General features: G+C 46.9%; 26 protein-coding genes and 2 pseudogenes. 18 read left to right on the forward strand and 10 right to left on the reverse strand.

Annotation, left to right across the window (positions count from 1 at the left end):
• Positions 1 to 159: 159 nt before the first annotated feature.
• Positions 160 to 429, reverse strand: a complete 270-nt coding sequence (locus PPHA_RS05195; RefSeq protein ID WP_012507826.1) for a hypothetical protein — start codon at positions 427 to 429, stop codon at positions 160 to 162.
• Positions 430 to 434: 5 nt separating this feature from the next.
• Positions 435 to 944, reverse strand: a pseudogene (locus PPHA_RS05200) (DUF4158 domain-containing protein); the annotation flags it as partial.
• A gap of 161 nt (positions 945 to 1,105) precedes the next feature.
• On the opposite strand from PPHA_RS05200, the gene PPHA_RS05205 reads away from it, so the two are divergent.
• The 5 genes and pseudogenes from PPHA_RS05205 (at position 1,106) to PPHA_RS16230 (ending at position 3,928) form a co-directional block, all read left to right on the forward strand.
• The gene (locus tag PPHA_RS05205; RefSeq protein ID WP_012507828.1) at positions 1,106 to 1,666 is read left to right on the forward strand and encodes a recombinase family protein; all 561 of its coding nucleotides are present in this window, start codon (positions 1,106 to 1,108) and stop codon (positions 1,664 to 1,666) included.
• A gap of 55 nt (positions 1,667 to 1,721) precedes the next feature.
• Positions 1,722 to 2,393: a nucleotidyl transferase AbiEii/AbiGii toxin family protein gene (locus PPHA_RS05210; RefSeq protein ID WP_012507829.1), complete on the forward strand. Its 672-nt coding sequence runs from the start codon at positions 1,722 to 1,724 to the stop codon at positions 2,391 to 2,393.
• The gene (locus PPHA_RS05215; RefSeq protein WP_012507830.1) at positions 2,390 to 2,692 is read left to right on the forward strand and encodes a hypothetical protein; all 303 of its coding nucleotides are present in this window, start codon (positions 2,390 to 2,392) and stop codon (positions 2,690 to 2,692) included. The genes PPHA_RS05210 and PPHA_RS05215 overlap by 4 nt, the downstream gene beginning before the upstream one ends.
• Before the next feature lie 101 nt (positions 2,693 to 2,793).
• Positions 2,794 to 3,071: pseudogene (locus PPHA_RS15490) on the forward strand (IS1634-like element ISPph1 family transposase); the annotation flags it as partial.
• A gap of 230 nt (positions 3,072 to 3,301) precedes the next feature.
• Entirely contained in the window at positions 3,302 to 3,928 is a 627-nt protein-coding gene (locus PPHA_RS16230; RefSeq protein WP_012507831.1) for an Lcl C-terminal domain-containing protein, read from the forward strand.
• A gap of 6 nt (positions 3,929 to 3,934) precedes the next feature.
• Here PPHA_RS16230 and PPHA_RS05230 read toward each other — a convergent pair whose 3' ends face one another.
• Positions 3,935 to 5,686 carry an ABC transporter ATP-binding protein gene (locus PPHA_RS05230; RefSeq protein ID WP_012507832.1) on the reverse strand — a complete coding sequence of 584 codons (1,752 nt, stop codon included), beginning with the start codon at positions 5,684 to 5,686 and terminating at the stop codon, positions 3,935 to 3,937.
• Between the two features lie 82 nt (positions 5,687 to 5,768).
• On the opposite strand from PPHA_RS05230, the gene PPHA_RS05235 reads away from it, so the two are divergent.
• A complete protein-coding gene (locus PPHA_RS05235; RefSeq protein ID WP_012507833.1) occupies positions 5,769 to 6,170 on the forward strand; it encodes a MerR family transcriptional regulator in 402 nt (133 codons plus the stop codon).
• A 51-nt stretch (positions 6,171 to 6,221) separates the two neighbouring features.
• Here the strand turns inward: PPHA_RS05235 and PPHA_RS05240 are convergent, their stop codons facing one another.
• Positions 6,222 to 7,322 (reverse strand): bacteriochlorophyll a protein, encoded by a 1,101-nt coding sequence (locus PPHA_RS05240; RefSeq protein WP_012507834.1) that lies wholly within the window; start codon positions 7,320 to 7,322, stop codon positions 6,222 to 6,224.
• A 243-nt stretch (positions 7,323 to 7,565) separates the two neighbouring features.
• Here PPHA_RS05240 and lnt point away from each other — a divergent pair, with 243 nt between their 5' ends.
• Positions 7,566 to 9,146, forward strand: a complete 1,581-nt coding sequence (gene lnt, locus PPHA_RS05245; RefSeq protein WP_012507835.1) for an apolipoprotein N-acyltransferase — start codon at positions 7,566 to 7,568, stop codon at positions 9,144 to 9,146.
• Positions 9,147 to 9,157: 11 nt separating this feature from the next.
• On the opposite strand, the gene PPHA_RS05250 is transcribed toward lnt, so the two are convergent.
• Positions 9,158 to 10,309, reverse strand: coding sequence for a sigma-54 interaction domain-containing protein (locus PPHA_RS05250; RefSeq protein ID WP_012507836.1), 1,152 nt, complete (start codon positions 10,307 to 10,309; stop codon positions 9,158 to 9,160).
• Between the two features lie 20 nt (positions 10,310 to 10,329).
• Complete coding sequence (locus tag PPHA_RS14520; protein ID WP_190274027.1) at positions 10,330 to 11,049, reverse strand: SPOR domain-containing protein; 720 nt, start codon at positions 11,047 to 11,049, stop codon at positions 10,330 to 10,332.
• A 299-nt stretch (positions 11,050 to 11,348) separates the two neighbouring features.
• Between PPHA_RS14520 and ispE the strand changes: the two genes are divergently transcribed.
• Positions 11,349 to 12,212, forward strand: a complete 864-nt coding sequence (gene ispE / locus PPHA_RS05260; protein WP_012507838.1) for a 4-(cytidine 5'-diphospho)-2-C-methyl-D-erythritol kinase — start codon at positions 11,349 to 11,351, stop codon at positions 12,210 to 12,212.
• 140 nt (positions 12,213 to 12,352) lie between these two features.
• On the opposite strand, the gene PPHA_RS05265 is transcribed toward ispE, so the two are convergent.
• From PPHA_RS05265 to PPHA_RS05280, 4 genes are all read right to left on the reverse strand, one after another.
• The gene (locus tag PPHA_RS05265) at positions 12,353 to 12,658 is read right to left on the reverse strand and encodes an H-NS histone family protein (RefSeq protein WP_012507839.1); all 306 of its coding nucleotides are present in this window, start codon (positions 12,656 to 12,658) and stop codon (positions 12,353 to 12,355) included.
• A 621-nt stretch (positions 12,659 to 13,279) separates the two neighbouring features.
• The gene (locus tag PPHA_RS15500; RefSeq protein WP_150085600.1) at positions 13,280 to 13,465 is read right to left on the reverse strand and encodes a hypothetical protein; all 186 of its coding nucleotides are present in this window, start codon (positions 13,463 to 13,465) and stop codon (positions 13,280 to 13,282) included.
• Positions 13,466 to 13,778: 313 nt separating this feature from the next.
• Positions 13,779 to 14,639: a nitrilase-related carbon-nitrogen hydrolase gene (locus tag PPHA_RS05275; protein ID WP_012507841.1), complete on the reverse strand. Its 861-nt coding sequence runs from the start codon at positions 14,637 to 14,639 to the stop codon at positions 13,779 to 13,781.
• A 12-nt stretch (positions 14,640 to 14,651) separates the two neighbouring features.
• Complete coding sequence (locus PPHA_RS05280) at positions 14,652 to 15,959, reverse strand: NCS2 family permease (protein ID WP_012507842.1); 1,308 nt, start codon at positions 15,957 to 15,959, stop codon at positions 14,652 to 14,654.
• A 218-nt stretch (positions 15,960 to 16,177) separates the two neighbouring features.
• On the opposite strand from PPHA_RS05280, the gene PPHA_RS15505 reads away from it, so the two are divergent.
• The 10 genes from PPHA_RS15505 to PPHA_RS14535 all read left to right on the forward strand — a co-directional run bounded on the left by PPHA_RS15505 (position 16,178) and on the right by PPHA_RS14535 (position 25,909).
• On the forward strand, positions 16,178 to 16,411 hold the full coding sequence (locus tag PPHA_RS15505) for a hypothetical protein (RefSeq protein ID WP_012507843.1): 234 nt from the start codon (positions 16,178 to 16,180) through the stop codon (positions 16,409 to 16,411).
• A 147-nt stretch (positions 16,412 to 16,558) separates the two neighbouring features.
• Positions 16,559 to 18,109 carry an FHA domain-containing protein gene (locus PPHA_RS05290; RefSeq protein WP_012507844.1) on the forward strand — a complete coding sequence of 517 codons (1,551 nt, stop codon included), beginning with the start codon at positions 16,559 to 16,561 and terminating at the stop codon, positions 18,107 to 18,109.
• Between the two features lie 12 nt (positions 18,110 to 18,121).
• Positions 18,122 to 18,733, forward strand: coding sequence for an FHA domain-containing protein (locus PPHA_RS05295; protein WP_012507845.1), 612 nt, complete (start codon positions 18,122 to 18,124; stop codon positions 18,731 to 18,733).
• 51 nt (positions 18,734 to 18,784) lie between these two features.
• Entirely contained in the window at positions 18,785 to 20,401 is a 1,617-nt protein-coding gene (locus tag PPHA_RS14525) for a Stp1/IreP family PP2C-type Ser/Thr phosphatase (protein ID WP_012507846.1), read from the forward strand.
• A 145-nt stretch (positions 20,402 to 20,546) separates the two neighbouring features.
• Positions 20,547 to 20,699, forward strand: a complete 153-nt coding sequence (locus PPHA_RS16735) for an FHA domain-containing protein (protein ID WP_083765307.1) — start codon at positions 20,547 to 20,549, stop codon at positions 20,697 to 20,699.
• 28 nt (positions 20,700 to 20,727) lie between these two features.
• Complete coding sequence (locus tag PPHA_RS05310; RefSeq protein WP_012507847.1) at positions 20,728 to 21,258, forward strand: winged helix-turn-helix domain-containing protein; 531 nt, start codon at positions 20,728 to 20,730, stop codon at positions 21,256 to 21,258.
• 17 nt (positions 21,259 to 21,275) lie between these two features.
• Positions 21,276 to 21,782 carry a transposase gene (locus tag PPHA_RS05315; RefSeq protein ID WP_012507411.1) on the forward strand — a complete coding sequence of 169 codons (507 nt, stop codon included), beginning with the start codon at positions 21,276 to 21,278 and terminating at the stop codon, positions 21,780 to 21,782.
• Positions 21,783 to 21,830: 48 nt separating this feature from the next.
• Positions 21,831 to 22,496 carry a DUF805 domain-containing protein gene (locus PPHA_RS14530; RefSeq protein WP_012507848.1) on the forward strand — a complete coding sequence of 222 codons (666 nt, stop codon included), beginning with the start codon at positions 21,831 to 21,833 and terminating at the stop codon, positions 22,494 to 22,496.
• A gap of 505 nt (positions 22,497 to 23,001) precedes the next feature.
• Complete coding sequence (ltrA, locus tag PPHA_RS05330; RefSeq protein WP_012507238.1) at positions 23,002 to 24,243, forward strand: group II intron reverse transcriptase/maturase; 1,242 nt, start codon at positions 23,002 to 23,004, stop codon at positions 24,241 to 24,243.
• 154 nt (positions 24,244 to 24,397) lie between these two features.
• Positions 24,398 to 25,909 carry a protein kinase domain-containing protein gene (locus PPHA_RS14535; protein ID WP_012507849.1) on the forward strand — a complete coding sequence of 504 codons (1,512 nt, stop codon included), beginning with the start codon at positions 24,398 to 24,400 and terminating at the stop codon, positions 25,907 to 25,909.
• The last annotated feature ends 13 nt before the right edge of the window (positions 25,910 to 25,922 follow it).

Genomic DNA, 25,922 nt, shown 5'->3' on the forward strand with positions numbered 1-25,922 from the left:
TCTAACGAATTTTCATGAGTAACGTGCCAGAAATGGAATGCATTTTTCTGAATCTCTCTGGCACATTATGATAGATCTTTCGCAATTTCCAGCCGATATTTCTCATCTTGCGACATCCGTTGCATGTTTTTGTTGATCTTTTCCAGCCAAACGATCGTTTCATCCCATTGGAACTCCTCCGATTGCTTGCTGATAACATGGGGCTGAGATGGCGCCGGTTGCGAAGAGTTGCTCGATGGTGCGACTGAGGCGCTGTTTGATTTGTTCATGATTTCCCTCCGATAAAAGTATTGACAGATGTTTCCATCCCATCATGGTTTGTGGATTTGACATCTCCCTGTTATCCTGAACGAGTAAACTGACTTTGTTGCCGAAGAGCCTGTGCATCTCGGCAAGGCTGTCAGGTAATCCGCCCTGAATGGCACTCATCACATTAATGCTTCACTACAGACACGTTCTATGACGTCAATGGCTGGCAAAATAATGCTTTGATTTCGCAGCATATCAATCAATGCTTCGGCAAGCACAATACCACGATCAGTCTGTTGGGCAAGTTCAGCGAGTTGATAAACGATTTGTCGGTATTCAGCGATACCGAATGGTATAAGCTTCAGCCACCCCTGCAACTCAAGCAGGTGTTCACGGCGGGTCTGTTCGCGATGTCCGTACTTGTTCCATTGATCGACCGCCACTCCAAGCTGATCAGCAACCAGTTTCAATACCGGCGGAAACGGTCTCTGATCGACATTGAGAATAATTCCAGGAAAACGCAAGTAGCAAAGCTGCACAGCAAGCCCAAGGCGATTTGCAGACCCTCGATGCTGATTGATGAAAGACAAGTCCGCCTCGTTAAACATATAGTACCGAATCCGTTCATCTTCGGCCTTCGGCAACTCCAGAAGGCTTTCTCGTTCGGCAGTGGAAAAAAGAGATCGACGAGGCATGGAATAATAGTACGTCTAAAATGAATTGGAAAATGCTGTTGCAGAAACGGACGTTTCCGCAACGATTATTGATCAAGCAGAAATAAAGGCATTGCGCATTGCATAAAGTTATTGCTAAATTATAATCATTTGCAATAACTTTATGCAATAGGAAGGTAGAGATGCTTATCGGTTATGCGCGTGTTTCCACCAAGGATCAGGACACCAAAGCACAAATTGCCGCGCTGGAATTTGGCGGATGTGAAATGATCTTTCAAGAGAAAGCTTCCGGGGGCCGATGGGACAGGCCAGAATTGCATCGGTTGTTAGAGCAACTGCGCAAGGACGATGTGGTGGTTGTCTGGAAGCTTGACCGTTTATCACGCTCTCTGAAAGATGTGTTGACTTTTATGGAGAAGATTAATCAAGCAGGAGCTGGGTTTCGTAGTCTGACGGAAGTAATTGACACTACTTCGCCCGGTGGCCGCATGATGATGCAAATCGTAGGGACATTTGCGGAGTTCGAGCGGGCAATGCTTCGAGAGCGCACGCGCAACGGTTTGGATGCCGCACGCAAACAAGGGCGTGTTGGAGGTCGCCGACCAAAGCTCACCTCAGAGCAACAGAAAGAGATCATCCATTTTGTTACGTCTGGACAGAAAACCGCAGCGGATGCAGCCAGGCTTTTTAATGTCCATCCAGCTACGGTATCAAGACTCATGAAGTTTACCAAAACTGCTTAGCGTGCTATTTTTTCCGTTTTCTGAGGTGACTCCATTTAAACAAAATCAATTTGACATGATTTTTAGTCCTAATCTATCCATTCTTCCGCCACCGCAGCTTTTGCTCTGGCCGGAACTTGACGCTACGCCATCGACATTTACGCTTTACGGCGGAACGGCGCTTGCTTTGCGTTTGGGGCACAGGACTTCTGTTGATTTTGATTTTTTTTCTAATCAGCCTTTTGATCCGGATGATCTGGCTGATGCTCTTCCTTATCTCAAGGGAGCGGAGCGCGTGCAGGTTGGCCAAAATACATTGACTTGCCGTGTTGAGCGTGACGGCCCTGTTTTGCTCTCTTTTTTTGGTGGTCTTGGTCTTGGGCAGGTTACACCTCGCGATCAGGCCGAGGGAGGTTCAATCTATGTCGCATCCCTGTTAGACATTGCAGGAACGAAAGTAGCTGTAATACAAAAACGGGCAGAGGTAAAAGACTATCTCGATATTGATGCGCTGTTACAACACGGTGTTGACTTGCCAAACGCTTTAGCTGCTGGCAGTGTCGTTTATGGACGCAGCTTCAACCCTATGATTGCATTGAAGGCACTCTCCTTTTTTGATGATCTTCCAACCTTATCCGTAGATGTGCGCAAGCGGTTGAGTATTGCAGTTGCATCTGTCGATCCAGCCTCTCTTCCCATATTAACGCCTTATGCCAAGCGGACGGATGAAAACGAACCAACATCATGAAACCTTTACCCATTACTCCGGAAATTTTAAACGTGGCACGTCGGGTTGTATGGTTCAATACGCCAGAGGAAGAACTTGCTGATCCAGTGCATTTTCTTGCGCATGTTATGACTTTTGGTACGCCTGAAGATTTAAAAGCGCTGCAAGGCATCGTGGGGAATGACGAATTCTGTGAGGTTTTGGAGCATGCTCCACCTGGCGTTTTTGATGTGCGCTCGTGGGCATACTGGAACCTAAAATGTGGACGGCAACCAATTCCGCCTTTGCCGATCCGTACCCGGCTTTTGGATTTAACTTAAACTGCTTAACGTGCTATTTTTTCCGTTTCGTGAGCAGACCCCTGCAACGTCGCCCGAAACCTGAGCAGGGATCAACTGCTAAGCCTTGCTGATTGCAGTTTTATCAGGAGAGGGTGTTCATGGTAACAGTCAATGAAGAAATCCTGAAAGGAGTCGCTCTGCTGGACGGCTGTTATGTGAGCAAAGTCATCTTGAAATCAGACCGGTTCATGTGCGAACCGAAGCGAGCACTCGTGGCCATCTCTTTGCCGTTATGCTTGCCTATAAAATCGAGAGGCAGTTATCAGAACTCTGGAAAAAATGTGAATGCACGGTACCGGAAGGAATTGATGAACTTGGCGCAATACGCAGCACAATCGTCACCCTCAAAGGGTCAAGCTATCCAGTAAAAGTGGGAGGCTGATTGAACGAGAGCGAAGGTCTAAACGGATAGTTGCAGAATTATTCATGAGTTGATTCGCAACGCAAAGGGATAACAGCTTGCATCATGTACAGATTTCTTTTTTCTTCGGGCGATTGACTTCCTGAAATGTTCACTGATTTTCCGATCAGAATCGTTAACTTCAGGAAGGTGCTTTTATTGAAATTTCCACTTATCAAGGAGGAAAAGTGAACAGGATAAAATCAGGCATCGCCCGGCTGAGCATGGTGTCAATGTTGGTCGGATTAACTATGGTTATTATGTCTTCGGCTCTTTCGTTTGCCGCGAAGATTGGTGATAGTTACAGTGGGGGTATTGTCTTTTTTGTTGATAGTACCGGGCAGCATGGTTTGATTGCTGCCAGGGAGGATATAGATCTCTCCTATATCGATGCATATGGTGCAGGGGAGGTTGTTGGGGCATATCGCTGGAGTACCGGCCAATATAGAGATGCGGTTCGTCCTGATTATGCAGAGAAGATGCTATCGAATACAAGCCCGGCCATTGGTGAAGGAGCAGAAAATACGAGAAAGATTTTGGCAAAATATCCTGTAGCACTTTTTCCGCAAAGCGCTTCAGCCGTTGCGTCAATGTATCGCGGTGGTGGTTACAGCGACTGGTTTTTACCGAGCAAGGAGGAGCTGAACCAGCTTTATCTCAACAGAGGAGCTGTTGAGGGTCTTGTACCTAATTTCTACTGGAGTTCAACGGAGGATAGTGCAGACCATGCATGGTTTCAGTGTTTCTCCAATGGCAAGCAGTTTGCCACCAATAAAACCCATGTCAATCTTGTTCGGCCTGTCCGGGCTTTTTGATCTCACTTATGAGAGGGAGAAGATCTCCTCTTCGAGTAGTTGCTGGTTGTAAAGTTCTGCATAGAGGGTTTTCTGTTGCAGGAGCTCTTCATGGGTTCCGCTTTCGACAATGGAGCCCTCTTTCAGTACGATGATGCGGTCACAGTTTTTTACGGTTGAAATTCTGTGGCTGATCAGCAGGATGGTGGTCTCGGGAAGTTTTTGCAGAAGAGCCTCAAAGATACGGGCTTCGGTTCCGGTGTCGACGGCTGAGAGTGCGTCGTCAAGTATCAGAAGAGGGGGTTTCCATGCAATGGCTCGTGCAATACAGGCTCTCTGTTTCTGTCCGCCCGAGAGGTTGATTCCTTTTTCACCAAGCATGGTCTCAAAGCCATCAGGGAACTCTTCAACATCACCATAGAGCATCGCTATTTTGCTTGCTTCAATTACCATATCAGCATCTTCGTTACGACTTCCCCAGTTGATATTGCGGGCAATGGTATCGGAAAAGAGAAAGTTGACCTGGGGGACAAAGCCAATGAGTTCCCTCAGGGTTTTCAATGGCAGGCTTCGGATGTCGTGACCGTCAAAGAGTATTGTCCCTTGTACAGTTTCGTAGAGCCTCGGTATGAGGTTGACCAGTGTTGTTTTGCCCGAACCTGTTGCGCCGACGATTGCAACTTTTGATCCTGCAGCAATGTCGAACGTTATTTTTTTCAGGATGGGATTTTTCTCCTGACCGGGATAATGAAACTGTACATCCCGAAATGAGAGTTTCCCCTTGAAAGACTCCTCTTTTTGGCCCTTATTTTCTGTTTCGGCGACATCGGGTTTGGCGTTGAAAATTGCATTCAGCCGAATCTGGGCCGATGCCGCTCTCTGCACAATACTGGTGACCCAACCGATTGAGATGATGGGCCAGCTCAGCATGGATACATAGACAATAAATTGTGCAATCCCGCCGACGGTCATGCTTCCATTAATGACGTTTATACCACCGACCCAGATAACGGGAAGCAGCGAAAGGGCTGTCATGGAGGTCAGAAAAGCAAAAAAGAGTGCCTGCAGTTTTCCCAAAGAGAGGTTTTTGCGATAGTACTCTTTGTTCAGGCATTCAAAGCGGTTGATTTCGAATGATTCTCGGGTATAGCTTTTTACAACCCTGATGCCAGAGAGGTTTTCCTGTACCAGATTGGTAATTCCGGCATAGCTCTCCTGGATGCTTTTTGAGCGTTTCTGCATGGAACTGCCTATTTTATAGACAGAATAGCTGAGAAGAGGAGCGGGTAGCAGCGCGAAGAGAGTCAGTTCTGGAGAGATTGCGATCATGGCAATCAGTGCAAACAAGAGTCTGAAGAAGGTGTTGAGGGAGTACATGATGCCGGGTCCAAGGAACTCTCTTATGGCATTCAGGTCGTTTGTTCCTCTTGAAATGAGATCACCGGTACTGGTGGTATTATAAAAACTGCGGGGAAGCTTCTGCAGATGCTGGTAGTAGTCGTTTTTCAGGTCATATTCAATATGCCGTGATGCAACAATGATATTCTGGCGTACAAGAAAGAGAAAAAAACCGCTTAAGAGGGAGAGGAGAAAATAGAGGCCCGTATCGCGAAGAACATCCGAAAGCGCAAAATGCCGATTCATGGTATCGATTGCAAGACCGATGTACTTTGGCGCGATGACAGCGAAGAGGTTGGTCAGAATGATGAAGAGAAAGCCAGACCAGAGATTTTTTTTATACCTTAACAGATAAGGTTTCAGACCAAGAAGATTTTTCATCCGTCATAAATTTTTGAAGTGACGGTAGTAATGTATAATAAGAATAGGGAAAACAAAATTTCACCCTTATTTCTGCGCTCTTATGGCATTTGATGCAATCAAAAATTATTACTCTATCGGTGAGGTCGCCAAAATTGCCGGTGTTCCTGCCTATCTGCTCCGTTATTGGGAAGGTTTTTTTAATGAGCTGACTCCGGCGCGGGATACACGGGGGAACAGGCGTTATACCAACCGTGATATTGCTATGGTTCTCAATATCAAGGAGCTGGTCTACGAAAAAGGTTATCGCCTCGGAAAAGCGAGTGAAATAGTCAAGGGCGTTCTGCGCAATAGTGAAACTGACCATAAAACGACTGAAATTCTGAAGCTGCAGAAACAGATCGGTCAGGAGAAGAATCGTCATGGAGTGGTTGACGAACGCCGCATGGTGCTGCTGAAAGAGATAAAAGAGGAGATTGAGGATATTCTTCATTTACTCGGCTAAAACAAAAAAACCGGCTTTTGACCGGTTTTTTTGTTTTCCCTGATTTCGTGCTTATTGAGCGTAGAGCACTTCAAACTGTCCGGTACCGCCCTTGCAAACATGCTCGACCCAGCGGCCATAAGCGCCACCGCTCCAGCGATATTCTTCAAGGTTCTGGGAACGGAACTGAGGTGCTGCATAACGGACTTTGTATCCCTTTGGCAGTACAACTTTCAACTGGGCATCGACGGTAAAGTCGTTGAATTTTCCTACCATTCCGTGGTGTACCAGCGGGATGAGCGGGTGGTTCAGGATTCTGCGAAGACCACCGCCGGCATCGACCGATACGCCGGGGAAATCACCATCAACCTTAACCTCAATACCCTGAGAGTCAGAACGGAAGCCAGCTTCAACTGATGCAGGCCGATTCAGTTTGTCAGCAGGGAAGAGTTCTGCCCAGCGAGCAATAGAATCGACAATACCGGAACCGCCATGAGAGAAACGCCATCTTGTAACACCAACAGGTCCTTTTTCTCCGCTCTGGGTGCCGATGCTGTTGACCTCGATTTTTGAAATTCTCTGACCACCTTCATTCAGGGCGGTAAAAGCAGGTCCGATAAACCAGAACTCGCGAATCCAGTCGTTGAAGGTGCCAGTTGACTGAAGCGCCCGAAGGGTGCCTTCCCAAGTGTCGATAACATCGGGATTGTCAAGCGGAACTTTCATGATAATGTCATGGAACTGACGCCCCTGCATGTAGATCGGGTTCGGGACATTTCTTTTGACTGCGTCGGAGCGATAGTAGAAGAGATTGACAACAGAGCCTTCAAAGGAGAACGAGTGAGAGAAGTCGCCTACGGATACAGAGCCTTCACCGACGCAGATTCTTCTTTCCTTGGTTTCATTGGCAATATCAGCCTCTACAACCAACTTGCTTTTTGTGCTGTCTACAATTGACTCAATAACAGCCGAAAACCTGACGAACCCCTTTGCGGGATCGAGAGGTTTTACATTGATCTTGATGTTACAGTCAGCCGGTAACAAGGGAAGTGCCGGCGGTACATTAACCTTCGCCCGACATTTTACCTTGCCCCATGAGCTCGAACCGCCCTCGAGAACGATTTCGTAATCTGAGTGTGCGGTAGTGGTGTCTTTTGTGCCGAAAAGAGCCATAATGAGTTCTCCTTTTTCTAATGGCGTTGAAATTGGATATTTTCAGGAAAAAATTTCATGGAGATTATTCCTGTTAAGTAACAGAGTGGAAGAAATTTAAAGAATAAAAATCAATAAATAAAGTAAAATGTGTTGCTCTTGGTTATCTGGTTGCCAGAAATAGTATTTAGTGCCGATAGTTTTTCCGTTTATCTGAATTTTTTTTGTTTTTTTTCGTCAATTTAGAATCTTTTTATCGTTTTGATGAGTCTATTATCCCGGAACATAACCCGACTGAGTCATTCCCGTTACGCCCCGGCCCTCTTGAGTGGAACTCTTCTTGGTCTCTCTTTTCCCTCTTATCCCGCCATTCATCTTGAAGTGGTAGCCTGGATTGCTCTTGTTCCGCTGCTCATCTCTCTTCGCTCCGTCGAGAACGCCGGGGAGCTTTTTCGACGCGTTTACCTCTCGATGTTTGTTTTCTGTCTGATCAGTCTCTGGTGGGTAAGTCTGGCAACTCTGCCTGGAGGAGTTCTCACCATTTTTGCACAGACTTTTTTTTTGACGGTTCCCCTCCTTGCATTTTATGCGGTTAAAAAAATGGCGGGTTACCGTTTTGCGCTATTTTCGCTTCCTTTTCTCTGGATTGCATGGGAATGGGCTTACATGCAGCAGGATCTCTCACTTGGATGGCTGACCCTCGGAAATTCACAGGCAAATTTGAATCTCATGATTCAGTATGCTGATCTTGTTGGTGTATGGGGGATCAGTTTCTGGCTCATATGGTTCAATGTATTCACGGTGCTTGCCTTGAGTGGCAGCAGACGGGATACCCTTCGTTCTGTTACCATGATGGCTCTGATGGTTGTTGCTCCGCTGATCTATGCTTCAGTGCTGATGTACAGGGAAGGTATTGCTGCGAAAAAAGAGTTGCGACTCAGGGTTACCCTTGTTCAGCCCAATGTAAATCCCCATGACAAGTGGGAGGAGTATAACAGCGTCGAAATTATGGAGCGCTATTATCGTATGACCGGCAGAGCTGTTCGTGAAAGCCGGCCTGAGCTGGTGATCTGGCCGGAAACGGCGATTCCGTTTTCTATTCTTGATCTGCCCTATGCTGCCGATCAGCAATTGTTGCGGTTGGCACTGAGAAAGTGGGATACAGCTCTTTTGACCGGTTTTATCGATGTCGTTCATAAGCCCAATCAACCCTCGGAGTCCTTTAATGCCTCCATGTTGCTTGAACCAGACCCTGATAGTGTGCCTGAAATTTATCGCAAGATGCGCCTTGTTCCATTTGCAGAGCGTGTTCCCTATATCGATTATTTCCCCTGGCTTGGTAATCTGACATTTTCTCTGGCAGGCATCAGAGGGTGGGGGAAAGGGCGTGAGGCTGCCGTTATGGAACTCTCCTCTTCTCGGAATGGTAAGGTCGTTCTTGCCAATATCATCTGTTATGAATCTATTTTCCCCTCTCTTGTTACGGAGTTTGTCCGAAAAGGAGCCAGGCTGCTGACCCTTGTTACCAATGACGGCTGGTATGGAACGTCATATGGCCCCTATCAGCATCTGGCCATTGGCCGGTTGCGCTGTATCGAAAACCGTCGGGCAATGGCGCGATGTGCCAATACCGGACTCACGGTCGTCATCGACAAGTATGGGCGTACCATTGCAGAGGTTCCCTGGTGGCAGGAGGAGATCCTGACGGCTGAAGTTCCGCTCGAAAGTCGCTTGACCTTTTATACCTCTCATCCTGACCTTTTGCCAAAGGTGGCTTCAATACTCTCTCTGCTCATCTTTCTTCGTGCTTTTTTAAAGAGTCGGAAGGGTGAGAGTGTGTTATGATGTATTGGCTGTCAGAGCCCATAAGCCTTGATTTTGCGATAGAGTGTTCGTTCTGTAATGCCGAGTGCCAGAGCTGTTTTTCTCTTGTTTCCATTGCATGATTCAAGTGCTTCGGCAATAGACTTTTTTTCCATCTCATCAAGTGAGCGAAGAACTTTGGGTGGTGCAGGATGGATGTGTTCCTCGACTGCTGGTTTCAAGACAGGGGTAAATTGCGGGAGTGTTGCTGAAACATCAGGCAGAAACAGTGGAGTGAGCGCTCTGGTCTGCACAAGATGCTGAAGAAGTTGGCGGATTTCACTGACCTCCTGTCGAAGCTGCATCATGGTACTGTAAATCACCTGAAGCTCGTTTTTTTCTGATTTAGCCGGATCATGAACCAGGCTTTTGTATCGATTTCGCTGCACCAGATGTCGTTCAAGAATTTCAGAAGTGATATATTTCCCCTTTTCAAGCACAAGCAGGGATTCAATGAGATTTCTGAGCTCTCTGACGTTTCCTGGCCAGGGATAGCGCATCAGCATCTCTGTCGTATCCGGGCTGAATCCTTCAAAGAGGATTTTGTGTTTCTGTTCAAATTCATGAACAAAATTTTCGGCAAGCAGGAGGATATCTCGTCCTCTCTCCCGTAGTGGCGGGATTTGCAGTTCAACACTACGCAGACGGTAAAAAAGATCTTCCCGAAAGTTTTTTTCCGCGACAGCCTGATACATGTTTTTGTTGGTAGCAGCAATGATGCGGGCATCAGAGTAAATACTCTCTGACGATCCGACCCGCTGAAACTCTCCGGTCTCAATAACCCTGAGAAATTTTACCTGGGTTTCAAGTGGCATTTCACCGATTTCATCAAGAAAAATAGTGCCCCTGTCGGCACTTTCAAAGTACCCCTTTCTGCTTTGCACTGCTCCGGTAAACGCCCCCTTTTCATGACCAAAAAGTTCCGATTCAAGAATACCGGAGGGAATTGCGCCGCAATTGACAGGGATGAAGCTTTTATCGGCCCGCAGGCTGTTTGCATGAATAAAGCGTGCCAGAACCTCTTTTCCCGATCCCGTTTCTCCAATTATTAATACCGTGATATCGGTTTGAGCGACTTGGAGAGCAAGTTGCTTGAGCTGGGAGATCAGGAGAGATTGCCCGACAATTGTAGTCTCTCGTTTCATCAGGTTGATTTGTCTTCGGTTCACTGCTGCGTCTTTTTTACTGGAACAATAAAAGCCGGGAAGGGCAGTTTTTTTATCAATGCACCAGCATCTTGTTTTGTGGCATATAACTTTTTCAATCGAACACCATAGAACTGCCCCTGCTCAACGATTTCTACCGGTTCGTAAAGAGAGATCTTTTTGGTCAAATTTTCAGCATTTGCTTTGTTTCCGAAATAACCAAATTGCAGGGTAAAACCGGAACTTCCTGCAAAGGTTGATTCCTGAGTTGGTTTTACTGTGGTTGGTGATGGACGAGGCGATATTTGCTGAATCGGTTTTACTTGCGCAGTTGAGGGGCGAAGTGCTAATTCTTCAGTCGGTTTTACTTTTGCCGGTGATGGACGAAGAGCTAATTCCTGAGCTGGTTTTACTGGCGCAGGTGATGGAAGAGGTGCTGATTCCTGAGCTGGTTTTACTGGCGCAGGTGATGGGCGAGGAGTTATTTCTTCCTTTGTCTTGCTCGAAATTGACGCGAGCTGTTGCTTCGAACTTTCCTGCACACCAGACTCTTGTGGTTTCGCCGAAAGAAGAGGGCGTGAGAGCTTTGGCAGCGGGGCAGTGCTGTTGAGCGCCAGGTTGTAGGCGGCTATTCGTGAGTTACTGATTTGATCAAGTGCAGGGTCTGGATAATCGCTCAACTGTTTCTGGAAGAGCTCAATTGCCTGTGGGCCACTTTCACAAAGAAGAGCTTCAACCACGATTCTTTCAGAGGGCAGGGTTATGTTTTGCTGCGTATTTTCTAACAAATAAACCGTATCTTCATCGACATACTTCCTGATTTCACGTGCGTAGGAACGTTCTTCGGCTGCATACAGGATGGCTGGAAAGAAGAGTGCAACAGAGAGCGCAATGCAGAGTTGTGCGGCACTTTTGCGAATGCGGAGTAACCTCTTTTCAGATAGCATTGGTTTGCAGTTTATCGTTGTACAGCTTTTACTGTTCTATTTTTTCTTTCCTCAATATGCCAAATATATCCATATAATATTAATCGCCTTCTATGCACCCTCTTTTGGTCAAATCCTTTGCAAAAATCAATCTTGGTCTTCTCATCACAGCCAAACGCCAGGATGGATACCATACGCTTGAGACTATCTTTGCACCAATCAACTGGTATGATACCATCGAATTCAGTGACTCCGAAAAGATTTCGATGAGCTGCTCAAATAGTGATCTCCCTGTTGACGATAACAATCTTTGTATAAAGGCAGCCAGATCTCTTCAACAGTTTGCCGCTGTCCGGAAAGGCATAGCCATGAAGCTTCAAAAACAGGTGCCTTTTGGCGCCGGGCTTGGAGGTGGCAGCAGTGATGCTGCAACGGTACTCAGAGTGCTCAATGAACTCTGGAAGGTCAACGCATCCCCTGCCGAATTGCACGCTCTTGCAGTGAAACTTGGTGCCGATGTCCCCTATTTTCTCTCTATGAAAGGTCTTGCCTATGCGACAGGCATCGGTGATGAGCTTGATGATCTCGCTCTTACACTTCCTTACTATATCGTTACTGTTTTTCCCGAAGAGCACATTGCAACGGTTTGGGCATACAAGAATTTCTATTCCCGGTTTGATCGTGAACTTCCTGATTTGAAAAAACTGCTCTCAGAGCTTTGTCTTTCTGGAAAAAAGGAGGGTTTACCAGCCTTTGAAAATGATTTCGAGCCAGCCGTATTTGATCATTTTCCCGCCGTTCGCAAAGTCAAATTAACACTGCTGGAAGCAGGAAGCATCTTTTCCTCCCTTTCCGGTAGTGGTTCAGCAGTTTTTGGGCTTTTCGAGAGGGAGGATGAAGCACTGGCAGCCATGAAGCTTTTACCCGAAGCTTATCGTAAAAACCTTACTCCTCCAGGTTTTTGCATGGCACAATAAATGACGGCAGGAATAAGCAGTTACTTAATACCTGCGACCTCCGGCAGTTGAGAATAATCATTGACAGGATTTCTCCTGTTGCTGCCTGAGGTCGTGGGAATTAATCTGAATGAAGATAAGTCGTAACGGGAGTGCCCGGTTTATTCCTGCACCCGATAGATTTCAATATTCTCGCCATTACTTTCAATTCCCTTAACCCATTGTGGTTTCGGTCCTCTGCCTACCCAGTATTCAGTTTCACTTTTTTTGTACTTGATGGGAGACGGACTTCTGGGTGCAGACTTTACAGCTTTCCCTTTTCTTTCAAGTTCCTCCATTGTGATATTATAGGCAGCCATTTTTGCTTTGATATCCTCAAGAATAGCCTTGCGCTCAATATTGATAATTTCCTGAGCCTGTTTCTGAAGATCAGCTATTTGAGCCTGGATTTCTGTAAGTGTTGACATGATTTTTTACTGATAATTAATGAGACGTTACAAAACGATACAACGACAATGTAAAATATATTTTAATTTCTTCCTATTCTAAAATAATATCAAAGAGTGCATTTTTCTCGTGGTGATAAGTGGAATATAAGTAACGGGTTCAGTTAAAACGAAATATTGGAAGTAGCTCAGGCTGGAAGCTCCGATGTTGTTTTTCTATTCTATATACTCTCTTGAGGTTAAATTCCCCATTGCTTGCTGTGAAAGTTTGCTCAGTTTCATCTAACAAACAGCTACCCCTCCACTTGCGGCGGGATAGCTTTATTAGCATAAAAAGTTATGCTACGAATTCCAGAGGTTGTTTTTCCTTTTGATAAGGGAATTGCCTTGAGATAGTGTTCGTTAAAGATTTTGCCGATTTTTCTTGGGAACTATTGATAGTTTCTGAGGCTTGAAGAGCATATTTCCATAGCAGATCGTATCACTTCCATTGTGAAGATGGATTGTTCTATCAACTCGATTCGTGCTACCCCGGGCTACAAATAATACACCAGGCGCTATTGCAGCTCCGCTTGACATTGGCTTTGATCGTCATAGGGTTCCTGAGATAACAGCATCAACGCCTGATTTATGTGCGATATCTCATTTGGTGCGGGATGAAATAATTTCATCAAGAATTCCGTACAGAGTTAATAAAGTTTCTCTCTGATCGGTATCCTGAAGCTCAACGTTATATGTACCCTGAGCCTCTCTTTTCAGAAATTGAAAATAAATTTGCTGCTGAAATATAGACGCCTCATCATGCTCTGATTTTTTCGCTCTCTCCATGTGACCTCGATTGACTGATGCCTGGATCAGTATGAGCAAACAAAGGCAATAGTTCGACCGTTTTTTTGTGTATGTCTCTGGTCTGTGCATTCGGGTATTATGTGCTTCATTGCTTTTGAGCCCTGTACACCCGTGCTGCATGGAGAAAGTAATTTTCAACTTCTTTTGTTCTTGCTAATACCGTTGTTGCTGTATTTTTTGTGGGATTAAAAAAAATGTTTTCTTGCAATAAATCGAAAGTAAAGGCTCTCTGTTGTGTCAGTATCGCTGATGAACATGCTGGAAAAAGCTCGGTTTTTTTTTAGGGATAAGTTTATAACCGTCGTCCCTGTCCGATGATCTCGCTGAGTTCCGAGCTGATAAGACGAAGATCCTCATCAAGAAAATGGGAGGAGTGGAGACGGGCGCGTTTAACTTCAGAAACATCAATCGCGGCATCCATAATGTGCGGCCTGAAGAGCGGTGCGGCACAGAGGACGGTGCCGTCCGGTCCGGTTACGGAGGAGTTGCCCCAGTAGGTGAAGCTGTCCTCATTGCCCACGCGGTTGACGCATGCAACATAACTGCTGAAGAGAAATGAGTACGTTGAGGCAATGGTCTGCCACTGGGTTACAATCGCCGGATTGCCGCTTCCGGGCGACATGCGCAGGGGGCTCGACATCAGTACAAAGAGCAGCTTTGCTCCCTGATGGGCAAGCAGGTAGGGCACCGAAACATGCCAGAAATCCTCACAGATGGCTACTCCGATCTGGCCAAGCCGTTTTGATGTTATCGTCTTGATCTGCTGACCGGCAGAAAAATAGCGCAGCTCTTCAAACATGCCATAGGTGGGCAGGTAAATTTTGCGGTGCACGCTTTGCCCAACTCCCTCTTCAAACATCAGTGCAGAGTTATAGACGCCGTAGTCGTTGCTCAGCTCAATGCCGCCGCAGATGATGCAGATTTTCCTGCTCAGCTCCCGCAGAGGGTCGAACCTTGCATCCTCAATATGCATGGCAATATCCTGCGCTGCATCCTGAACATTGTATCCTGTGAGTGAGAGTTCGGGGAATGCGATGGCATCTGCTCCGTCACGGATAGCCTCTTCAGTCAGGGCGCAGTGTTGGGCAAGATTGTCGTCAAAATTGGCCAGTGTGCAGTCAATCTGGGCTATGCGCAGTTTTGCGTTCAGCATCCTTTTTGGGGTTTAATGGTAAGGGTAGAAAAGATAGAAGGTAAAAGAGAGTCCGGCAAGGATCCACATGCCGCCGCGCACCTCCCGTATTCTTCCGGTGAAGAGTTTCAGAACAACATAGGCAATAAATCCGGCAGTGATCCCGACGCCGATATTGAAGGTAAAGATCATGAGTGTAATGGTCAGAAAGGCTGGCAGGAGTTCGCTGTAGTCCGTGAAATCCATCTTCGTTACCGATTGCAGCATGAACATACCGACAACAACGAGCGCTGGCCCATAGGCGAAGGGCGGAACAATGGTAAGTACGGGTGAAAAAAAGAGGGCAAGAGCGAAGAGAGCGGCTACAACAAGCGCAGTAAATCCTGTCTTTCCGCCCTGCTCAATCCCAGCGGCTGATTCAATATAGACGCCCGCTGTTGTTGTTCCGAAGAGCGATGCGGCGATGGTCGAAAGCGCATCGACCATCATCGGCTTTTCAATCTCCGGCAGATTATCGTTTTTATCGAGCAGGTTTGCTCTCGACGACAAACCAAAAAGGGTACCCATGGTATCAACAAAATCCATTACCAGCACACTGATGATGACGCTGGCAAATCCCCAGGTCAGCGCCCCCTGCAGGTCAATTTTCATGAAGATCGGCTCAATGGAGGGCGGCATACTGAACGCTGTTGCAGGAAGAGGGAGTAGGCCGGTCAGAAGAAAGGCTGCGGTTGTGACAACCATACCAGCAAGAATGGCACCGGTTACCCGCTGGATAAGAAGAACTGCGGTAAGAAGCAGGCCACCAAGGCTCAGCAAAACCGGGAGCTGTGCAATATTTCCCAGTTGTACCGGCGCTCCGGGGACACCGAGTGTCACTACTCCCATATCGTTGAGGCCGAGAAAAGCGAGGAAGAGACCAATTCCCCCTGAAAAACTGTGCTTGAGCGAAGAGGGAATCGCTTCAGCCAGCCATTGGCGCAGCCCTCCGATGGTGATCAGGGTGAAAAGAATGCCGCTGATAAAGATGGCCGCCATGGCCGTTTGCCATGAGTAGCCGAGCGTCTGCACTACCGTGTAGGCAACAAAGGCATTTTCACCCATATATGGAGCGACGGCAAAAGGGCGTTTGGCATAGAGCCCCATCAGCAGGGTACCAAAGATGGAGGTAAGAATGGTCGCCGTCATCGAGGCCCCTTTCGGGATACCCGCCGCCGCAAGAATGGCCGGATTGACAATAATGATATAGGAGAGGGTGAAGAAGGTCGTGATGCCAGCAAGCGTCTCCTGCCGATAGCTGGTCTGATGCGTGTCGAAATTGAAGTATGAGCGCAGAGTCATGGTCGGGAGATGGTCAGATAACAGAATGCGGATTGTATAGCCGCAAGATACACATAAAGCGTGAAAACGGCGAAGCGTAATCTGGAAAAGGGCTCATCCTGGAGTCAGTTATTTTTGTGAAAAGTAACCGGATTTTTTTTGCCTTTTTTTGCCGGTTTAATAGCATTGTTTACCTTGTGTTTTCCTGATGGCCACAGCTTGTTGCACAAAAAGGAGATATGGAACAACAGATACTGAACTACCGTATAGAGGGCAAGAGCCGGGTCTACCTTGGCGTTGATCCGGCGACGGGACAGAGAGTGGCCATCAAGGAGTTGCTGCCACATCTGCCCACTCTTGATGATCTGCTTGTGCGCTTCCGCCATGAGGTGCAGTTATTAACTGATCCATCGCAATATCAAGACATCAAACATCACTATTATTGGTGGGAACCAGCTCAAGGTGACAGGTAACTCATCATCTCAAGTTCCGCCGTGGTGGAAAACCCTTGACAAGCGGGTTATGGCTGAAGCGATCAGGTTGTATCCTCTTGTGGCTGATCAAGAAAATGCAACTGCCCGGAATATTTTTTATAAAAAAACCTATAAAAAATCCAACCCATGAAAATCATTAAAATTGGCCGTTCTTCCGAGAATGATATCGTTATCAGCCCTCGTGAAGGCGATGTCTCCAAAGTGCATGCGCTCCTCAAGATTGAAAGCGATGGTACCATCAGAATCAGCGATCTAAAATCGATGAATGGCACCTCTGTCAACGGAAAGCGCCTGCAAGGGGCAGAAGAGGTGGTTATCACTCCGGATGATGAGGTTCTGCTTGGGAGTCATTACCGGCTTGATGTGTGGAGCTATCTGAAAGGCGCACTCCCCGACAAGGAGCGTGGCCATCAGGAGGTCATGGGTGAAATCAGAAAAACGGTGAGCATCGGCAGAAATGCATCAAATACCATTGTTCTGCCTTATGCGGATGTTTCAGGAGAACATGCAGAGATTCTGCTTTACAAAAATGGGGAGATGTTGCTCAAAGACAAGCATTCGACCAACGGAACCACCGTCAATGGTTTGGCGGTCACCAGTAAAAAAATAGTGAGGGGCGATACCATCGTTATCGGTGACGGGCATCTGCTGAGCTGGGAAACCCATCTGTTTGACAATCCCGTCGTCCCGAAAAAAAAATCCATGCTACCGGCCATTGCTGCGACTGTTGTGCTCCTGCTCGCTGTCGGATTCTATTTTCTCAAAGAGAAGATCATGCCGGTTGGTGTGATGGAAAAGTACGGAAATTCAGTTGTCATCATATACAACGACTATGTGTACGAAGTTGATTTAGGCGAGGATAAAAAGATCTATATGACGAAAACCGATAAAGGGTTTGAACTCTATAATCCCTCACAAAATGAACCGATAACCATAACTGGCAGTGGCTTTTTTATCTCTGCGGATGGTAAGATCATGACAAACCGTCATGTTGCCCTTCCCTGGGCTTATGACGACAACACCAAAGCGGTCAAAGCCTTTGTCGACAATGAAATTGTTAAAGAGATTGCGCGTCTTGAACAGGATAAATCCAACGCACTCATCGGAAATTTGGTTGGAGCACAAATCAACGTGCTGCCCGTAATCACGACCCTGCATGATTTGAATAAGGTCAATGTCGTCGTTTCCGGCAAATCACTCTATCTTGGAATCGGGCTTAATGACACCTATATCAATTCAAAAAGTGACTTGATTGGTTGTCTCTACCTGCGGGATTCGGGAGATAAAAAGCTTGATGTAGCGATGATTCAGGTCAAGAACAAGTCATTGCCGGGGAAGGTGAAGGAGTATGTTCATCTTGATGATGCTGTTACCGATAAAAAGTTGTTGAAACCGGGCATGAAGCTGATGATGATTGGCTACCCGGCCGGTTTTGCATTAGGACAGACTACTGATGGACTGAAAGTAAATTTTGAGGAGGGTTCGCTTTCACGCATTGCGGACGATATCAACTTTGGCCACAACCTCCCCACCATTCCAGGATCAAGTGGTTCGCCGATTTTCAATGAAAAAGGAGAGCTTGTTGGCGTCAACAATCAGCAGCTTGTCAATACACAGACCTTTAATATGGCAATTCTGGCAAAACATGCCCTCGACCTTAACAACTCAACAAAGTAATCCATTAGAGCCATGTCAACTATTACAAAATGTGTCAATGGTCATCAATATGATGCTGAAAAATTCAACGAATGTCCCTACTGTCCGAAAACATCACTGTTAAATGATCCAACATTAATTAATAAAACTGCAAATATCATGCACAAAACCGTTGTTATCGACAAAACTGTATCTTCCGGCCCGGAGAAAACCAGGGTTTCCTCCAGTCAGGGAGCAATACATGATACCTTTGTGACCACAGGCAATACAGCAGGAGCTCAGCAAGGAACAAAAATACTGGGTGTGACAGACGCTGCAGATGAGCGAAAAATTGTAGGTTATCTGGTCACTTATGACCTTGAAAAAAGGGGAAAATCGTTTGAACTTCTTGAAGGAAGAAACCTGGTTGGCTCCGACAGGAGTTGTGATATTGTCATAGAAAACCTCCCTGGTATTTCAGGAAAGCATTTGACAATATTATACAGAAAAAATCGTTTTTTATTCAAGGATGAACTCTCAACCAATGGGACATACATTGATGGAGAGATGCAAAGTGAAGGGTATCTCGACAAAGAGTGTGTTATAACCATCGGTGGCGTCAGAATGTATTTTATCATGGTTCCGTTTCATCTGCCTCTCCAGTGATGTTGTGCAAGATTGCCACCTTTTTGTAATGTCAAGATAGATAACAATACTATGAATACAAGTGTCAAGCATTATGAAATAGCAAACGCGACCGATGTTGGCAAGGTGCGGCGTGTGAACGAAGACTATTATGGCACAAGAGAGACGCTGAATGGTGAAGTGGTTGTTGTCTGTGATGGTATGGGCGGTCATGCCGGTGGTGAAATAGCCTCAAGACTGGCCGTTGAGTCAATAATAGCAAGCTTGAATGGCAAGTTTTCTGCCAATCCGCTCAACGCCCTTAATGAGGCGCTGCTCTCCGCCAACAAGGCCATTCTTGACTATGCACACCAGCATCCAGGGTTCAAGGGGATGGGCTCGACCTGTGTTGTGCTGCTTCTGAGAGATAATTGCGGTTATTATGCGCATGTCGGTGATAGCAGAATCTATATCTACACCAAAAATGGCCTCCACCAACTCACCAAAGACCATTCGTTTGTCCAATCGCTGCTTGACGCAGGAGCCATAAGTCAGCAAGATGCCGAGAACCATCCAAGAAAAAATGAAATTACCAATGCTCTCGGGCTTGAACGGATGCAGCCTCCATCGCTTTGCCAGAAGCCCTGTAATCCGCGAAAGGGTGATATCATGCTTCTTTGCACTGACGGCCTGACCGGCATGGTCAGTGATGATCAGATTCAGGAGCTGTTAGGTTCGGAGATGGCCTTGTATGACAAAGCCAAAGAGCTTGTTGCTCTGGCCAATCGTGCTGGCGGCATCGACAATGTTACGCTTCAGCTCGTACAGTTCAGCGGAAGTGGCCCTGCCAGCAGCAGGGCGGGCGAGACGGTCAAAGTCAACAAGAGAGTGCTGCAGGCGGCGGGAGTTGCCCTGTTGCTCCTCTGTTTGCTTGGCACAATTGCCATTATGGCTTCAGGCGCTGCATCAAGGGGTGGCATTGGTACCATTATCGCAGCACTGTTTCCGAATGAACAGGTTGCAGCTCCACCAATAACAGTACCGGGCATAAATACAGCGCCACCTCCGTCGAGTCAAAACAATGGATCGGCGAGTGATTCGCTACTGCAGGCGAGAATTAAAACGGTTGAAGGCGAGCCGGATGCTGCAAGAGCTGAAGTTCAACGTGCGCAACAACAAGAGCTGGCTGCGAAAACTGTTGCAGAGCTCTCAAAAGAAAAAAGTGTTAAGGATGCTGCGCTCCTGAAGGAGAGGCAAGAGCTTGATGCCCGTCAAACTGCAGAAGCAAAACCGGCGCCTGTGTCAGGAGAGGAAACTGTGATGAAGATTGGCCAGGAGCATGGCGGAGGGATCATTTTTTATGTTGATGCAACCGGCAAGCACGGCTTGATTGCTTCCAAATCGGATCTGCCGGGCAACTCTGCGGCTACTGATGAAAAATTGAAAGGGTTGTATTTTTGGTCTGACGCAAAAATTGCGTGTTCTGCTTTTGCGATTGGCGATTATAGCAACTGGCGCATGCCGAACAGGGATGAGCTGAAGAAACTCCAGCTCGCGAAAAGCATGGTGGGGGGGTTTACCAGGAGCGGTTACTGGAGCTCTTCGGCAAAGGATGGAGGGAGCGCATGGATCCGGGACTTCGGCAGTGGAAAGGAGGGCAATGGCAAGAAGAGCACTGCCTATCGGGTTCGGCCAATCCTGTCGTTTTAAGATGGTGGGAGTGGGTGGCCTGATGCATCTTGCCGAGTGAGGATTATGCGCAGGCCCTCCCTGAGGTTCCATGGAGAGACTCTGAACCACCAGGTATCAAAAAAAAATAAAAGCATGAAATTATTAACAAGATATCATCAGACCCATGAAAAAAATTACCGTTGGCAGAGATTCGGGATGCGATATCGTAATTTCGGATCCTGATTATGTTGTCAGCAGGGTACATGCCGAAATAATTCCATTTTGCAATCAAGATAATCATAATGTATTTTCTGTTTGTGCCAATTATTGCTCATAATTTGACAACAAACAGGAGGATACTGAATATGGCTCGACCAGCAGTAATCACGGACGAAATGGAATGCTTGGCTAAAAAGATTGTAAAAGAAGCACATACCGCTCGAGAACTGAGAGCTGGCTTGAGTATTCTTATCCCTAAAACTTGTGATATCACCTACTCTGAAACGGCAGAACTTCTTGGTATTAGTGTACCCACTGTAGTGCGCATCCATCGAGATATTAGCAATCAAGCTGCTGGAAATGCGACTCCTAAGGGTAGCTGGGGAGGAAGAAGGAGGCAAACGCTTAGTATAGATGAGGAGGCCCAATTTCTTGCTGAATGGGTAGAGAATGCAGAACAAGGTGGCGTCCTGATTGTTCCACCAATTCATGCAGCACTGGAACGACGACTGGGAAGAGCAGTTGCACTGTCTACAGTTTACAGAATGTTGGCACGTCATGGTTGGCGTAAGGTAGAACCAGATACGTGTCATCCAAAACAAAATATCGAGGCACAGGAAGAATTTAAAAAAAACTCCCAGAGACACTGGTACAAGCCGCCAAGCAAAATGTACTAAATCTGCCTTTGCGCTTGATGTTTCAGGATGAGGCTCGGTTCGGAAGGATAAGTGATCCTCGAAAATGCTGGGCTCCAGCGCCTCTTCGTCCTATCGTAAAGTTAGCTCTTGTAAGAGAGTATGTCTATGCATACGCAGCAGTATCTCCGCAAGATGGTGTGATTGATTGGATGTTGGGCGGCAAAATGGACACAGTGAGTATGGGCGCATTTCTCAGGCAGGTCTCTCATAAACATCCTGAAGAGTTTGTCATGATGGTTGTGGATGGAGCGCCTTCTCATCGTGCAGAGCATTTAAGGGTTCCAAAGAACATGGTACTTGTAAAGCTTCCACCGTATTCACCGGAATTAAATCCTGTTGAGCACCTTTGGGATGAATTGCGAGAGAAGGAATTTGCTAATCGGGTATTTGAGACACTTGGAGCTGTTATCGCACAAGCAGCGAGAGGACTGAAAAAAATGGAAGAACATCCTGACGGACTTCGGTCTTTAACTGGTTGGGATTGGATATTAAAATCAATTTGATTGCAATTTGGAATAACATTGTCTGGAGCAACCTGGTTCTACAAGGATATGAGCACCAATGGCACTGTCATTAATGGCCGGAGAGTTCATAATGAAGAGATATCGATAGAACATGGCACTTCGGTTCTTTTTGCCGGAAAAATACCGCTCGTATGGGAAAGCGTTGATGCGATTTTGCTCCCTCCTGCTGCAACCAGCATATCAACCACTCGTTCTTCAGCAAAGGGCCCATCGAATGCGTATCTCCAGTCCATCGATTTTAAAGAGATGCTCTTTTCTTTTAAAGGGCGAATCAACAGGTCTACCTTTTGGACCTATACTCTGGCCATGGCTGTTGTTCAATTTATAGTCTACGGTTTTTATTTCATGATCATGAAAGTTGCCTCTTCTGATTTCACGTCGTTTACTGTAGTTACCTCTTTGCTTGTTCTTCTCGCACTCTTGTTTGTTTGGCCTGGGCTTGCCTTGTCAGTAAAAAGATGCCATGATCGCAACAAGTCAGGTTGGTTTCATCTTGTCTCTTTGGTGCCCTTATTGGGAATATGGTACATCGTGGAAATATTTTTTCTGAAAGGGAGTGATGGATATAACCAATATGGTGAGGAACCTGTATATAATCCAGCTTTGACGCAATACACCGTAATTGCCGCTGTATTATCTCTCCTTTCATATCTGTATTGTATGTGGCAATATCTTGACTATTGTGCGCTGTAGCCAAGCATTATAAGAGATGAGGGAAGTCCCCTCGCATTCGGCTTGCAGGAGCAGGGTGCAAACCACCGTAAGCGGCATTAGTCAAAAGCCCTTGTCGTGAGCGTTACGGAAAAGGCATCGTAAAGATGTCAGGTGTGAGCCAAGGAAGACGAGTACAAACAAACTGCCGTGAACGTGTCGAAAAGATTAAGATGACATCAAAACTGAAGGGAGTAGTTAATTCAGGAAAAGTTTGGCGGAAACCTGTTTACTGGCCAAGCGGTGTCCGGCATAAAGGCAGCGTGATCCTGGTTCGGGCTCTTGTATTGAACTACAGGAACCTTCGTTGGCGATGCAAAGGGAAAGGCGCAAGTGTAAAAAGCGAGGCCGATAATACCAATGCGCCATCAAGGGACGGAGCGACTCGTACGAGCAATGAAAGCCTTGTAATGAGGCTGGAGCAAAGGGGTCGCGTCATCTGGTCATACAGTCATGTCAACTGTGCAAACAGAAGGAGCTGTTCGGTATGACAAAGCCATATGAAATTTCCAAAGAACTTGTCTTGAAAGCGTATCAACAAGTGAAATCTAATGGAGGTGCAGCCGGTGTAGACCGAGAATCGTTACAGGCATTTGAAACAAAACTGAAAGACAACCTGTACAAGGTATGGAACAGGCTCAGTTCCGGCAGTTATTTTCCGCCGCCGGTAAGGGGTGTGGGCATTCCGAAGAAATCTGGAGGAGTGCGTATGCTTGGTGTTCCAACCGTGGCGGACAGGGTAGCTCAAAGCGTTGTAAAAATGGTGCTTGAGCCCATATTGGAACCAGTTTTTCATGAAGATTCGTATGGTTATCGTCCGGGGCGTTCAGCTCATGACGCTATAGCTGTAGTGAGGAAGAGAAATTGGGAATATGATTGGGTTGTAGAATTCGACATCAAGGGGCTGTTTGATAACATCGATCATGAGTTGTTAATGCGCGCTCTTCGGAAACATTGCCAAACTCCTTGGGTTTTTCTTTACGTAGAGCGGTGGCTAAAGGCACCGATGGAGACCCCGGAAGGTGAGCTGATAGAACGGACAAAAGGAACGCCCCAAGGGGGAGTGGTGAGTCCACTGTTGGCGAACCTGTTTCTGCACTATGCGTTTGACCGGTGGGTGAGCGAAAATCTACCCGGTGTGCCGTTTTGTCGGTACTCCGATGATGGCGTTCTTCACTGTAAAAGCAAGATACAGGCAGAGCTGGTAAAGCGAAAGATTGGTGAGCGTTTTCGTGAGTGCGGATTAGAGTTACACCCTGATAAGACGCAAATAGTGTATTGCAGGGATAGCAATCGCAAGGACGAGCATCCAGTAAATCAGTTTACATTTCTTGGTTTTACCTTCTGTTCACGGGAAGCCAAGAAGAAAGATGGAACTTACTTTATTGGGTTTCTGCCGGGAGTAAGCCGGGATGCACTGCGACACATGCGGCAGACGATCAGAAGGTGGAAGCTACAGCTCAAAAACAGCTTGGAACTTGCGGATTTATCAGCACAGTTCAACCCGATACTGAGGGGATGGAAGAACTACTACACGCGATTTTACGGTTCAGCAATGGCTCCGGTTTGGCAACACATGAACTATTACTTGGCACACTGGATGATGAGAAAGTACAAGCAATTGAGTGGGCACAAAACCAGAGCAAGCAGAAAACTGCGACTTCTGGCGGAAGAGAATCCAAACTTATTTGCGCATTGGAAAGCGGGGTATACCTCGATGGCTAGATGATGGGAGCCGGATGAGCGGGGACGTTCCTGTCCGGATCTGCGAGGGGCTGGAGGTGAAATTCCTCCGGTCTACTCACCTACAGAATATGGTTCCACGTTTATCCTTGTAGAATTACTTCTCAATTTTATCATATACCCCGCAGGGTACTTAACCTATGGAACAACAGATACTCAATTATCAGATAGAGCGTCTCCTTGGAGAGGGTGGGATGAGCCGGGTCTATCTTGGCATCCATCCGGTGACGGGCCAGAAAGTGGCAATCAAGGAACTGCTCGAGCATTTGGCCAATCATGATGATCTGCGTCAGCGGTTTCGCCAGGAGGCGCAATTTATGGCAAAATTGAATCATCAGCATATTGTTCGTTTGATCCGCTATGAGGAGATAGGAAACCGTCTCTTTCTTGTGCAGGAATATGTTGCAGGGGTAACTCTTGAGGAGTACATAACAAATCAAAGAGGGCTGATTCCGGAACAGGAAGCGATAGGGCTTTTTTGCCAGTTACTCGATGCATTTGCCTATGCGCATGATAATGATGTGATTCACAGGGATATCAAGCCATCAAATATTCTTATTACAAAAAGCAATCAAGTCAAGGTTGTCGATTTTGGCATTGCGAGGATAGCCGGTGGAAGCAGTGGTACCCTGCGCACCAGGACGGGTGTTCGGATGGGGACCGTAGCCTATATGAGTCCTGAGCAGGTGAATGGGCGCGAGGTTGATGATCGAACGGATATCTACTCTCTTGGAGTGCTGTTGTATCAGATGCTTACCGGGAAAGCGCCGTACAATATGGATGTGGAATCGGAATTTGAGGTACAGGTCAAGATTGTCAGGGAGCCGTTGCCGAGGATGAAAAGTACATATGAGTTTGTGTCGGACAGGATGCAGGCAATAGTGGATAAAGCAACGGCAAAAGAGAGGGAGGATCGGTACCGGAACTGCCATGATTTTATGCAGGCGATGAAGGTGTCTGTACCGCCACCGCCACCACCGCAGCCACCATCGCCATCATCGCCGCCACCGGCACAGCAGCCACCACCGCCACAGCAGCCACCACCACCGCTGCCGCCGCCACAGCCATCTTCAGTGAATCTGAAAGCCGTGGTAATAGCTGTGATTGTGGCGCTTGTTCTTGTTGTGTTGGGGGTGATGAGCAGCAGTAAAAAGGAGGCGCCGGCAGAGGCAGCCGTTTCCGAATATCCGGCAGGGGTAGCTGCCGCGCCCGCTGCTCCTGCCGTCGAATATCCGGTAGAAGCTTCCGCTCCAACGGTTTTGCATGAAATTGGCAAGCCATATGAAGGCGGCATTATTTTTTATGTTGATGAGAGTGGCCAGCATGGACTGATTGCAGCCACATCGGATATTGCGGGTCACTCTGAAGGGCATGATGAAGGTTTTTTTTCCTGGGATGACGCTGCCAGCAAATGTGATCTGCTGGTAATGAATGGTTATAGCGACTGGGTTTTACCAGATAAAGAAAAATTGAACCAGTTGTATCTTCAAAAAAGTGCGGTTGGCGGTTTTGCGGTTGGCGACGGTGATGCCTACTGGAGTTCGTCGGAGTATAGCACGGGTGATGCGTGGGGCCAGGAATTCAACGGTGGAGTCCAGGAACAGGGAAGCAAGGCTTTCAGCGGTCGAGTTCGGGCTGTACGCTATTTTTAATCAGTTGACCACT

The organism is Pelodictyon phaeoclathratiforme BU-1 (assembly GCF_000020645.1).
Taxonomy (GTDB): Bacteria; Bacteroidota; Chlorobiia; order Chlorobiales; family Chlorobiaceae; genus Chlorobium; species Chlorobium phaeoclathratiforme.

Excerpts from the sequence above, each read along its gene's own strand:
- PPHA_RS05195 (WP_012507826.1), bottom strand. The coding sequence starts at position 429 with ATGAGTGCCATTCAGGGCGGATTACCTGACAGCCTTGCCGAGATGCAC.
- PPHA_RS05205 (WP_012507828.1), top strand. The coding sequence starts at position 1,106 with ATGCTTATCGGTTATGCGCGTGTTTCCACCAAGGATCAGGACACCAAA.
- PPHA_RS05210 (WP_012507829.1), top strand. The coding sequence starts at position 1,722 with ATGATTTTTAGTCCTAATCTATCCATTCTTCCGCCACCGCAGCTTTTG.
- PPHA_RS05215 (WP_012507830.1), top strand. The coding sequence starts at position 2,390 with ATGAAACCTTTACCCATTACTCCGGAAATTTTAAACGTGGCACGTCGG.
- PPHA_RS05230 (WP_012507832.1), bottom strand. The coding sequence starts at position 5,686 with ATGAAAAATCTTCTTGGTCTGAAACCTTATCTGTTAAGGTATAAAAAA.
- PPHA_RS05235 (WP_012507833.1), top strand. The coding sequence starts at position 5,769 with ATGGCATTTGATGCAATCAAAAATTATTACTCTATCGGTGAGGTCGCC.
- PPHA_RS05240 (WP_012507834.1), bottom strand. The coding sequence starts at position 7,322 with ATGGCTCTTTTCGGCACAAAAGACACCACTACCGCACACTCAGATTAC.
- lnt (WP_012507835.1), top strand. The coding sequence starts at position 7,566 with ATGAGTCTATTATCCCGGAACATAACCCGACTGAGTCATTCCCGTTAC.
- PPHA_RS05250 (WP_012507836.1), bottom strand. The coding sequence starts at position 10,309 with ATGAAACGAGAGACTACAATTGTCGGGCAATCTCTCCTGATCTCCCAG.
- ispE (WP_012507838.1), top strand. The coding sequence starts at position 11,349 with ATGCACCCTCTTTTGGTCAAATCCTTTGCAAAAATCAATCTTGGTCTT.
- PPHA_RS05265 (WP_012507839.1), bottom strand. The coding sequence starts at position 12,658 with ATGTCAACACTTACAGAAATCCAGGCTCAAATAGCTGATCTTCAGAAA.
- PPHA_RS15500 (WP_150085600.1), bottom strand. The coding sequence starts at position 13,465 with ATGGAGAGAGCGAAAAAATCAGAGCATGATGAGGCGTCTATATTTCAG.
- PPHA_RS05275 (WP_012507841.1), bottom strand. The coding sequence starts at position 14,639 with ATGCTGAACGCAAAACTGCGCATAGCCCAGATTGACTGCACACTGGCC.
- PPHA_RS05280 (WP_012507842.1), bottom strand. The coding sequence starts at position 15,959 with ATGACTCTGCGCTCATACTTCAATTTCGACACGCATCAGACCAGCTAT.
- PPHA_RS15505 (WP_012507843.1), top strand. The coding sequence starts at position 16,178 with ATGGAACAACAGATACTGAACTACCGTATAGAGGGCAAGAGCCGGGTC.
- PPHA_RS05290 (WP_012507844.1), top strand. The coding sequence starts at position 16,559 with ATGAAAATCATTAAAATTGGCCGTTCTTCCGAGAATGATATCGTTATC.
- PPHA_RS05295 (WP_012507845.1), top strand. The coding sequence starts at position 18,122 with ATGTCAACTATTACAAAATGTGTCAATGGTCATCAATATGATGCTGAA.
- PPHA_RS14525 (WP_012507846.1), top strand. The coding sequence starts at position 18,785 with ATGAATACAAGTGTCAAGCATTATGAAATAGCAAACGCGACCGATGTT.
- PPHA_RS16735 (WP_083765307.1), top strand. The coding sequence starts at position 20,547 with ATGAAAAAAATTACCGTTGGCAGAGATTCGGGATGCGATATCGTAATT.
- PPHA_RS05310 (WP_012507847.1), top strand. The coding sequence starts at position 20,728 with ATGGCTCGACCAGCAGTAATCACGGACGAAATGGAATGCTTGGCTAAA.
- PPHA_RS05315 (WP_012507411.1), top strand. The coding sequence starts at position 21,276 with ATGTTTCAGGATGAGGCTCGGTTCGGAAGGATAAGTGATCCTCGAAAA.
- PPHA_RS14530 (WP_012507848.1), top strand. The coding sequence starts at position 21,831 with ATGAGCACCAATGGCACTGTCATTAATGGCCGGAGAGTTCATAATGAA.
- ltrA (WP_012507238.1), top strand. The coding sequence starts at position 23,002 with ATGACAAAGCCATATGAAATTTCCAAAGAACTTGTCTTGAAAGCGTAT.
- PPHA_RS14535 (WP_012507849.1), top strand. The coding sequence starts at position 24,398 with ATGGAACAACAGATACTCAATTATCAGATAGAGCGTCTCCTTGGAGAG.